This window comes from Pseudomonas sp. GW822-FHT06B12 (genome assembly GCF_058799675.1).
Window position 1 is genome coordinate 254605 of the sequence record NZ_JBXALR010000008.1, and the last position, 9973, is coordinate 264577.

Genomic DNA, 9973 nt, shown 5'->3' on the forward strand with positions numbered 1-9973 from the left:
TTGTGTCGCCAGAATGACTATTTGGTAACCAGCTCAACCGGAGTTTCGATTACGCCGTTGGTGCCGCTGTCGACCTTTTCGCCCTTGAGCATTTTCAGCGCGGTTTCAATGCCGAACACTGCTTGTTTGGCAGCAAACTGATCGGCAGTCGCCAATACGCGGCCGTCCTTGAGCATCGGCTTGATGGCATTGATGTTGTCGTAACCGACCACTTGCACCTTGCCCGCCTTGCCTGCTGCGCGCACCGCAGAAACGGCACCGACGGCCATGCTGTCGTTACCCGCCAGCAGCGCCTTGATTTGCGGGTATTCGCTCAGCATCGACGAGGCAACCTGGTTGCCCTTGTTGATTTCCCAGTCGCCGGATTGCAGGGACACAACCTTGACCTGCGCTGCTTCCATCGCATCCTTGAAGCCAGCGGTGCGTGCCTGGGCGTTGGAGGTGGTGGAAACGCCTTCGATGATGCCGACTTCATCACCGGCCTTCAGCTGTTTGGCCAGGTATTCGCCGACCAGACGCGCGCCTTTGCGGTTGTCCGGACCTACGAAAGGCACACTGAGGTTTTTGCTTTTGAGCACTGCCGGGTCGAGCTGGTTATCAATGTTGATGACGGTGATACCCGCGTCGACGGCTTTCTTGATCACCGGCACCATCGCTTTCGAATCAGCGGGGGCGATCACCAGCGCATTGACCTTGGAGACGATCATCTGCTCGACAATGCGGATCTGATTGGCGGTGTCGGTTTCGTCCTTGATCCCGTTGGAGATCAGCTCGAAATCGCCGGGATGTTCTTTCTGGTAAGCCTTGGCGCCATCTTCCATGGTCAGGAAGAATTCGTTGGCCAGGGACTTCATGACCAGCGCGACTTTAGGTTTTTCAGTGTCGGCGAAGGCCGAAGAGAGGGGTAAAGCAGCGGATGCGGCAGCCAGCATAGCGACAGCGAGAAGACGTCCAGCGAATGGCAGCTTCATGAGTTCACTCCGATCTTATGATTATTGTGAGCAACGCTTGCACTGCATACGCTTCAAATCCGTTCACCAGCGCTCAGATACGCGGGAACGAGGATCGCCGTGCCAACGGGGTCAAACCGTCGATAGGGCCGCGCAAACGTTTGCGTCGACCGAACTATGCGAACCTTGCTGACATTTGTCAACGGTCAGAAAAAGCCGTTTTGTGGGACGGTTGGCAAAAGCCGGCAATGCGCATCACGCCGTCGTGTTGACCATCGATCCGCTATTGGCGCCCTTGGCCAGTTCCTTGACCAGGTTGGCGGTCACCTCCATTAGCGCACCGTTGGTGTTGGCGATCTGCCCCTGAATCGCCATGACCGCGGTGGTCTTGGCTTCCGGCGTCGGATATGACGCGGCCTGGGCCGCTGCCAGTTGCTGTTGTTGCTGACGCAGTTGCTCTTGCAGTTCCTTCATGCGTTGAAGCAGTAATTTCACCGTGATGCTGACGCTCCCACCGTCATCCTCTTTGGTCTCCGTGCCCTGGCTTTGCCCTACCGACCCCGTCCTGACTTGCTTGCTGTCACCTTCCTTGCTACCCACCAGTTGCGTCGAGGCGTCTGCCGTCGCGTCGCTCAATGCGTTGACGGTAGCGAGCGACTTGCCGCCGATGGTGATGCCGCCAGCGTTTGGAAAACCGACAACAATGGACATGTGAACTCCTTAAAAAAATGATCCTTGAAGGGTCATCGACCTTTGGCCAGTTTTCTTTAGCGCTAATTCCCTGTCAAAAATGCGGGAATCCACGACTATTTCTGTAGGAGTTTTCGGGCATCCGAACACTCACCCAGCACATGTTCGGAAACCCGGACGACGAAAGCCTCGAGATCAATCGCCAATAAGCAATAAGTTGATATAAATCATAAGGTTAAAAGAATTTTCAATCCAAAGTATGACTGGTACAGATCCTGCTCTTACTGGGTACCCCGGCATACAGATCTGCTTGGGGTGTTTCTAGATGAACCTGCATCAGCACCGTCATCACTATTAGAGAGAAAACAATGAAATCTGCCTTCAATACCTTTATTCCGGGCGCTTTGGCCCTCCTGCTGCTCCTCCCGACTGCACTGCAAGCAAAAGAAGTCGAAGCCAAACAGAAACTGGCAAACGTGGTAATCCTCGCTACCGGCGGCACGATTGCCGGTGCTGGCGCCAGCTCAGCCAACAGCGCTACGTACCAGGCTGCAAAAGTCGGGATCGAGCAATTGATCGCCGGCGTCCCTGAACTGAGCCAATTGGCCAACGTTCGCGGCGAGCAAGTGATGCAAATCGCCTCCGAGAGCATCACCAACGAAAACCTGCTGCAACTGGGGCGCCGCGTAGCCGAATTGGCCGACAGCAAAGACGTCGATGGCATCGTTATCACTCACGGCACCGATACCCTGGAAGAGACCGCCTACTTCCTGAACCTGGTGGAAAAAACCGACAAGCCGATCATCGTTGTTGGCTCTATGCGCCCAGGCACCGCGATGTCCGCTGATGGCATGCTCAACCTGTACAACGCCGTTGCCGTAGCGAGCAGCAAAGACGCTCGTGGCAAAGGTGTGCTGGTAACCATGAACGACGAGATTCAGTCGGGTCGTGATGTCAGCAAAATGATCAACATCAAGACCGAAGCGTTCAAAAGCGCCTGGGGCCCATTGGGCATGGTGGTCGAAGGCAAATCCTACTGGTTCCGCTTGCCAGCCAAGCGTCACACCATGGATTCGGAATTCGACATCAAAACCATCAAGAGCCTGCCTGACGTCGAAATCGCCTATTCCTATGGCAATGTCGACGGCACTGCTTACAAGGCCCTGGCTCAATCTGGCGCCAAAGCCATCATCCATGCCGGCACCGGCAATGGCTCGGTATCTTCACGCGTCGTTCCAACCTTGCAAGCACTGCGCAAGGATGGCGTGCAGATCATTCGCTCGTCTCACGTCAATGCTGGCGGCTTTGTCCTGCGCAACGCCGAACAGCCTGACGACAAGTATGACTGGGTCGTTGCGCATGACCTGAACCCGCAGAAAGCTCGCATCCTGACGATGGTTGCACTGACCAAGACTTCGGACAGCAAAGAACTGCAACGGATGTTCTGGGAATACTGATTGATTGCGTCCGGCCTGATCCGGTCGGACGCTTGCCACACCCACTCGCCCGCTCGGGCGAGTGACCTGCCCTCCCGCCTCCCCTGCCATTTCTTCAGAAGAATTTCCAACCGGTTTACACCAAACGGAAAAACTCGCTGTCAGACGATCTTCTTGAGTTTTAAGCAGTTGCGAAATTGCCCACAGTTAAATACTGTATGCACGTACAGCTTAATAAGGATTACTCAGTGGCCACGACCTCTTCAGCAGCAACCACCCCTCCAGGCTCTTACGAACGACTCGGTTTGCGCGTTCAAAAAATCATCAACTCCCCGACCGCCCAAAAAGCCAAGGCAGCCTTGATCTTTCGCCTCCCTGACGAGCCGGTAGATGAATGGGAACGCTTGCTTGAGGAAATCGCCGAGAACGACAACGTCACCCTCGCTTACCGCGACGATGGCGGCGTGCAGATTTTCTGGGTTGTGCCGAAGGAAGACTGAGTCAATGATTGTTCGTTGTATTGTTTTGCTGTTGCTCTTCGTTGCCGCCACGGCTCAGGCGGATGCGCCACGGACCTTCAACGAGGCGAAAAAAGCCGCCTGGAAACTCTACGCCCCACAGTCCACCGAGTTCTATTGCGGCTGCAAATACACGGGCAATCGGGTCGACCTGAAAGCCTGCGGTTACGTGCCACGAAAAAACGCCAACCGCGCTGCACGTATCGAATGGGAGCACATCGTTCCCGCATGGCAAATCGGTCACCAACGCCAGTGCTGGCAACAGGGTGGTCGCCAGAACTGCACACGTCACGACCCGACCTATCAACGCGCCGAGGCCGATTTGCACAACCTCGTGCCAAGCATCGGCGAGGTGAACGGGGACCGCAGCAACTTCAGTTTCGGCTGGCTTCCCGTGCAATCCGGTCAATACGGTTCGTGCCTGACCCAAGTCGACTTCAAGGCAAAGAAGGTCACGCCTCGTCCATCTATTCGCGGAATGATCGCTCGCACCTATTTCTACATGAGCAAGCAATACGGGTTGCGTCTGTCCAGGCAGGATCGGCAACTCTTCGAAGCCTGGAACAAGACTTACCCGGTGCAAAGCTGGGAGCGCCAACGCAATCAGAGCGTGGCGTGCGTGATGGGGCGCGGCAATGAGTTCGTCGGCCCCGTCGACATGAAGGCCTGCGGATAACAGGCACCAGAATCAGTTATTGAGCCGCGCTGTGCTCAACGACCATTGATTCGATATTCATCTTCTTCGCCTTGGCCAGGGCTGCGATCAGCTCGACCTGCCTTGCCTCGGCTTCGGCTTTTGAGTTGAACGGCCCGACCAGCACACGCTGTTTGCCGTCTTGCGTTACAACGTAGGAAACAAAACTGTGCTCGATCAGCCAGCCGGTGAGATCACTGATCGCCTGCACGGTCTCGCCCTGAACCAGAACATCCCATTGTGGCGCAGCCGCCGCTGCGGGTGCAGAGACAACCGGCACCTGAGGTTTTTTCGACTCCCCGGTCTGTTCCTGGCCACATCCCGTCAATACCAATACCGCGACCACCAACGCCATTTTGCGCACAACTTTTCCCTCGGAATGCCAAAGCCAGGATTTTATCACCCAAAAATGCCTCACGACCCAGTAAACAGGCGTCAAAACAACGAGAATGATGTTTCTCGCCTCTGTATAGTCGCACCTTGGGAATTAATGCAGCGTCTGCGCGTCAGAAAGAGGCACCCAAACCGTGACACTTCGCACTAATCTATAGGTACTACCGACATCTGCATTGTTTGAGTCAGGTGCCCTACAAAGCTATCAAGGAGAAGATCATGCTGATACTCACCCGCAAAGTCGGTGAAAGCATAAACATCGGTGATGACATTACAATCACCATTCTGGGCGTTAGCGGCCAGCAGGTCAGAATCGGCATCAATGCCCCGAAAGACGTTGCGGTGCATCGAGAAGAAATCTACCAGCGTATTCAGGCCGGTCTTACTGCGCCGGACAAGCGCGAAACCCCCTGAACCCCGCCAGCAATCAGTAGCCAGCCCTTTCTCTTACAGCAACGGCTGGCTAAAGATTCTGCGCACTACCGCTCCGCACTCCTTTCTCCATGGCAACCACGCACGCCCAATCGGCCTCAGACTGTCGCTGAAAAGGTGAAGCCGATATTAACGACATCACCATGAACCTTGCTGTCAGACAATTCGGATTCAGCCCGGTGAAAACCTCACAATCGGCGTGGACGCTCCAGTCCATTACGCAACGATAGCCAACTATCCGAACGTCACGCCTCGCGCCATGCCTGTCGCCGCCACAACCATCAAGATAATCAACAGCGCCTCGATATGACTGATGCGCGCAAAGAGCCTGGACCTCCCGACATCAATCGGCGTACCTCGACTCAAAGCGATCCGCCATTTGATCAAGGCCACCATCGGCGCAATCTCGAGCAACAGGATGATGACGAACAAGGTCATTTTCAGATGGAACAGTGGCTGATGCAGGTAATAGTCCGAACCCTTTTCGTACCCGCCAAAGGCACGAATCCCACCGGTAATCAGAAGAATCGCCGCAGAGATTCCCCAAAAGTTATCTGCCAGCAAGACACTACGAGCCCCCGTGCCATCCAGGGCAACCCGACGGAATGCCATACCACGCGTAAGCACTCCCCAGAGTGCCAGGCCATAGGCCAAGAGATGGACCGCAGCAAGAAACCAGTGAACCAGCATCGATTTGCTCCCCATTCAAGACGAAAAAAATATCGGCCTGTCAGTAGTAGCCCAAAACGTCTGGCTTCGCTCACAAGCCAAGCAACCACCCCGCCCCTCTCGCCTTCGGCCAGCCGCGATCAATCCGGCACACAACTGCTTTTTTTCTGGCGTTTCGTCGCCATTTGGTTGATTGGGCTTGAGCCACAGAGCACACTCCAACGAGCTGAAGGATCAGCGCCCCCCATCGATAAAAAGCCCGTTCAAATGCGGGTTTTTTTTCGTCCGTGATTTGCTGGGCTCCTCTTCCTGAAGCTGAAGCAGTTCCGCCGGACTGCGACCCGATACGAGTGATTAGCCAGCAACCATCAGGCGATGTTTGAGCCTCGTTTCAGCCTGCATTTGACTGGCCTGATTGAGAACGCTCTGTAGAAAGACCGCTCTCAATCTGGTTTTTGAACACGCCCAGGGCCGAAACGACTTGCTGACTGATCTGCGGACTCGCTGCGATGTCTGCCTCATCCATTCCTTTGGCCAGCAGGTTCACTGTTATCGAGGCAGGCTCGACAATAATCGCGGACATCGTTTCCAGCACTAGCCTGAGCGCCGCCTGGGCATGACTCGCTCGTGGCGATGCGTTGAAAAGTGCTATCGGCTTGCCGGGAAAGTCCTGACTGGCTACGAGCCAATCCAGTGCATTCTTGAACGACCCCGGAATTCCACGAGCGTACTCAGGGCACGAAATCAGAATACCGTCTGCCTTGGCAATAATCCCACGCAACTCCGCGACGATCCGCGGAGGATCGTCAGCCAGATCCGGATCAAAGTGAGGTAATTGCCCCACCTCCAGGTAATGCTTGATCGACACCCCTTCAGGACTGAGCATCTCGGCAGCACGCAGTAACGCGGAGTTCGAAGAGGCTGCCCGGAGGCTTCCAGAGATCGCAAGCAGTTGCACCATGTGTATACGCTCCATGACTGGGTGGACGGTGAATTGTCGCATACGCAAGCAAAAGCCATCTTCAGCGTGATAGCAATCCCGGTCGGCAGGTACGCTCGATTGCCTCCCAGTCAGGCGGTCTGGTTGTCACGGCCTATCTCGGGGGTAGAATTAGTGGTGGATTGCCGGCATCAGTGAGACTGAGTCCTTCGAGGGCAACACCATGCAAACGACTGAAGATGCGATCATTGCAGCAGCAAGACTGCGCGCCGCAAGCCGGGGAGATAACGAGGTCCTGGCTGCAGCTTCAGCACTCGAAGCCGTGGAAGCCCTGAAAAAGTCTTTAACGGGAGACAAGTACCAAGAGGCTCTCGAAAGGCTGTATCTCGAGTACACAAACTCCTGATCTACCCGTAACTCACTCAGCTGCTGAACAGTTTTGGATTGATCGGCGGGAAGCACTCGAGAGTGGCCAGATCAATCAGCGTGAAGTGGCCGCCCATCCCGCCGCCAGTGTCGATGTGGTAGACGTTGCCCAGCACCGCCGGCTGATAGACCACCGTGTGGCCGACGATCACCGCCCTGATGCCACTGACGCCAGTGTCGTTTTCGTTGGTAATGCGCGTACGCGACCACTGGCAGATCGTTTGGACACTACGCTGCATCGCGCCTTGCTCGAGCTCAAGGGCGCTAGTCATTTGTGCCCAATCATCGAACGGGCAATCGGCATGCACGATCCCCACCAGCCCCATTGGCGTCATCACCTCAATAGCGATAGGCAGCTCGACGAACAGATCGACATAGAAGGCCTGCTCGGCGGTGGACCGACCGTACAACCAGGCGCCACCGTTGATAATGTGCATGTAACTGGCCTGGCCTTTATGGCTGAACCGATGGGCATCGATCGCCATCTGCTCATGATTGCCCTGCACGGCAAAGAACCATGGCTTCGCCAGCCACACGTCGACGTCAGTAGATTCGGGGCCGCGATCAACCATATCGCCAACACTGAACAGGCGATCGGTTGCGGGGTTGAAGCCGACAGCATCAAGCGCAGCCTGAAGCTTGGTGAAATGGCCGTGAATATCACCCACGGCAAAGTCGCGGCCAACGGTGTTGATTGTGAAACGCTGAACCTGGGTCATGCTGCCACCCCCCGACACCTTCATAAGGCCCATTCAATCCAGTGCACTTGGGTTTCGGCCAATGCGCGGATCAAATCGCGGTCGGTGAATTCGCCTCGCTTGCAGCTCTTATGCTACCCCCTTGAACACTTCGAACTCAGCCATTTGCGAGGGTAAATGTCGACCTGAAGATGTAATACGGCGGGGTTTTGCAAAAGCTTTGAAAATCGCAGGCAACAAAAAAGGGCCCACCTTTCGGTGAGCCCTTCTAGACCGCCCAGCAGAGCGGATTTTGTTTGGTAGGCGCGATTGGACTCGAACCAACGACCCCCACCATGTCAAGGTGGTGCTCTAACCAACTGAGCTACGTGCCTGCTGTGAGGCGGCATTCTACGGAATTCCGGAGGGGTGTCAACACCTTTTTTTCACCTAACCCTATGAATATGCAAAATATTTAATTTTGGTACTGCAAAGAAGATATTCCGGTGTCTGGCAGTCGATTTTTAACTCAGGTAGGATCGGAGCACTCGTAAAATATATTAAACAGAGGCTGCAGGATGGCGAACACCCCTTATCCGGACTCCTATTACGCCGCGTCGGCCAACGCTGCTCCATCGCGTCCGTCGTTACAGGATGACGTAGAGACTGATGTCTGCGTAATTGGCGCGGGCTATACCGGCCTGTCCAGCGCACTGTTTCTGCTGGAGAACGGGTTTCGGGTGACCGTCCTGGAAGCTGCCAAAGTCGGCTTCGGCGCCTCGGGTCGCAATGGTGGTCAGATCGTTAACAGTTATAGCCGCGATATCGATGTGATCGAACGCAGCGTTGGCCCCAGGCAAGCACAAATGCTCGGGCAAATGGCGTTCGAAGGCGGCAAGATCATTCGCGACCGCGTGGCCAGATACCAGATCCAGTGCGACTTGAAGGATGGCGGTGTGTTTGCAGCCATCACCAGCAAGCAGATGGGCCATCTGGAGTCGCAGAAGCGTCTGTGGGAGCGCTACGGCCACACTCAGCTGGAACTCCTGGACAAGCGCCGCATTCGCGAAGTCGTCGCCTGTGATCAATACGTGGGCGGCATGCTCGACATGAGTGGCGGCCATATCCACCCGCTCAACCTCGCCCTGGGCGAAGCTGCGGCTGTCGAGTCGCTCGGCGGGACCCTTTACGAGCAGTCACCGGCCGTACGCATCGAGCGTGGCGCCAATCCGGTAGTACACACGCCGCAAGGCAAGGTCAGGGCCAAATTCATCATCGTCGCCGGCAACGCCTACCTGGGCAATCTGGTTCCGGAGCTGGCTGCCAAATCGATGCCGTGCGGCACTCAGGTGATCACCACCGAACCCTTGAGCGATGAACTGGCGAAGAGCCTGTTGCCGCAGGATTACTGCGTCGAGGACTGCAACTATTTGCTCGACTACTATCGCCTCTCTGGCGACAAGCGCCTGATCTTCGGTGGTGGCGTAGTGTACGGCGCCCGGGATCCGGCAAACATCGAAGCGATCATTCGACCGAAGATGCTCAAGGCCTTCCCACAGCTCAAGGATGTGAAGATCGATTACGCCTGGACCGGCAATTTCCTGCTGACCTTGTCGCGCTTGCCGCAGGTCGGACGTCTGGGCGACAACATCTATTATTCCCAGGGCTGTAGCGGCCATGGTGTGACTTACACGCACCTGGCAGGCAAAGTCCTGGCCGAAGCCTTGCGCGGCCAGGCAGAGCGCTTTGATGCCTTTGCCGACCTGCCGCACTACCCTTTCCCGGGCGGCCAACTGCTGCGCACGCCATTCGCCGCGCTAGGCGCCTGGTATTACGGCCTGCGAGACAAGTTCGACTTCTGATTTATCGCGCTCACAAAAAACCGCCTGAACAGGCGGTTTTTTTGTAGAACCAAAACTGGGCATCACCTTGAAATGGCGGGAGCCAAAATACGGATTCCAAATTCCACAAACAAAAAACCCCGGTCTTTCGACCAGGGTCTTTGCTATCGACTCGAAGTAGCCAATGGCTTTCTTCGTAGCTTCAAGGCGTTCAGTGGGCCTTGAGGCAGATATGGCGCAGCGGACGGGACTCGAACCCGCGACCCCCGGCGTGACAGGCCGGTATTCTAACCGACTGAACTACCGC

At 55.8% G+C, this 9973-nt stretch carries 12 protein-coding genes and 1 tRNA gene; 6 read left to right on the forward strand and 7 right to left on the reverse strand.

Annotation, left to right across the window (positions count from 1 at the left end; all coding sequences use genetic code 11):
• Window positions 1–17: 17 nt before the first annotated feature.
• Both AC1RKH_RS19560 and AC1RKH_RS19565 read right to left on the reverse strand, forming a co-directional pair.
• A complete protein-coding gene (locus AC1RKH_RS19560; protein WP_493061627.1) occupies window positions 18–971 on the reverse strand; it encodes a sugar ABC transporter substrate-binding protein in 954 nt (317 codons plus the stop codon).
• A gap of 234 nt (window positions 972–1205) precedes the next feature.
• Window positions 1206–1661, reverse strand: a complete 456-nt coding sequence (locus AC1RKH_RS19565; RefSeq protein WP_493061626.1) for a hypothetical protein — start codon at window positions 1659–1661, stop codon at window positions 1206–1208.
• A gap of 347 nt (window positions 1662–2008) precedes the next feature.
• Here AC1RKH_RS19565 and AC1RKH_RS19570 point away from each other — a divergent pair, with 347 nt between their 5' ends.
• The 3 genes from AC1RKH_RS19570 to AC1RKH_RS19580 all read left to right on the forward strand — a co-directional run bounded on the left by AC1RKH_RS19570 (window position 2009) and on the right by AC1RKH_RS19580 (window position 4270).
• Window positions 2009–3097, forward strand: a complete 1089-nt coding sequence (locus AC1RKH_RS19570) for an asparaginase (protein WP_123425763.1) — start codon at window positions 2009–2011, stop codon at window positions 3095–3097.
• Between the two features lie 227 nt (window positions 3098–3324).
• Complete coding sequence (locus AC1RKH_RS19575; RefSeq protein ID WP_493061625.1) at window positions 3325–3576, forward strand: DUF1654 domain-containing protein; 252 nt, start codon at window positions 3325–3327, stop codon at window positions 3574–3576.
• A gap of 4 nt (window positions 3577–3580) precedes the next feature.
• Entirely contained in the window at window positions 3581–4270 is a 690-nt protein-coding gene (locus AC1RKH_RS19580; RefSeq protein ID WP_493061624.1) for an endonuclease, read from the forward strand.
• 16 nt (window positions 4271–4286) lie between these two features.
• On the opposite strand, the gene AC1RKH_RS19585 is transcribed toward AC1RKH_RS19580, so the two are convergent.
• A complete protein-coding gene (locus AC1RKH_RS19585; RefSeq protein WP_493061623.1) occupies window positions 4287–4652 on the reverse strand; it encodes an SPOR domain-containing protein in 366 nt (121 codons plus the stop codon).
• Between the two features lie 248 nt (window positions 4653–4900).
• Here AC1RKH_RS19585 and csrA point away from each other — a divergent pair, with 248 nt between their 5' ends.
• Entirely contained in the window at window positions 4901–5095 is a 195-nt protein-coding gene (gene csrA / locus AC1RKH_RS19590) for a carbon storage regulator CsrA (RefSeq protein WP_007920550.1), read from the forward strand.
• Between the two features lie 252 nt (window positions 5096–5347).
• Here the strand turns inward: csrA and AC1RKH_RS19595 are convergent, their stop codons facing one another.
• Together AC1RKH_RS19595 and AC1RKH_RS19600 are read right to left on the reverse strand one after the other, a co-directional pair.
• Entirely contained in the window at window positions 5348–5803 is a 456-nt protein-coding gene (locus tag AC1RKH_RS19595) for a DUF2214 family protein (RefSeq protein ID WP_493061622.1), read from the reverse strand.
• A gap of 370 nt (window positions 5804–6173) precedes the next feature.
• Window positions 6174–6743: an NADPH-dependent FMN reductase gene (locus AC1RKH_RS19600; RefSeq protein WP_493061621.1), complete on the reverse strand. Its 570-nt coding sequence runs from the start codon at window positions 6741–6743 to the stop codon at window positions 6174–6176.
• 202 nt (window positions 6744–6945) lie between these two features.
• On the opposite strand from AC1RKH_RS19600, the gene AC1RKH_RS19605 reads away from it, so the two are divergent.
• The gene (locus AC1RKH_RS19605; RefSeq protein WP_493061620.1) at window positions 6946–7128 is read left to right on the forward strand and encodes a hypothetical protein; all 183 of its coding nucleotides are present in this window, start codon (window positions 6946–6948) and stop codon (window positions 7126–7128) included.
• Window positions 7129–7144: 16 nt separating this feature from the next.
• Here the strand turns inward: AC1RKH_RS19605 and AC1RKH_RS19610 are convergent, their stop codons facing one another.
• Window positions 7145–7867, reverse strand: coding sequence for a metallophosphoesterase (locus tag AC1RKH_RS19610; protein ID WP_493061619.1), 723 nt, complete (start codon window positions 7865–7867; stop codon window positions 7145–7147).
• Window positions 7868–8143: 276 nt separating this feature from the next.
• Window positions 8144–8220: transfer RNA gene (locus AC1RKH_RS19615), tRNA-Val, on the reverse strand.
• 183 nt (window positions 8221–8403) lie between these two features.
• Between AC1RKH_RS19615 and AC1RKH_RS19620 the strand changes: the two genes are divergently transcribed.
• Entirely contained in the window at window positions 8404–9687 is a 1284-nt protein-coding gene (locus tag AC1RKH_RS19620; protein WP_123425741.1) for an NAD(P)/FAD-dependent oxidoreductase, read from the forward strand.
• Window positions 9688–9973: the final 286 nt, after the last annotated feature.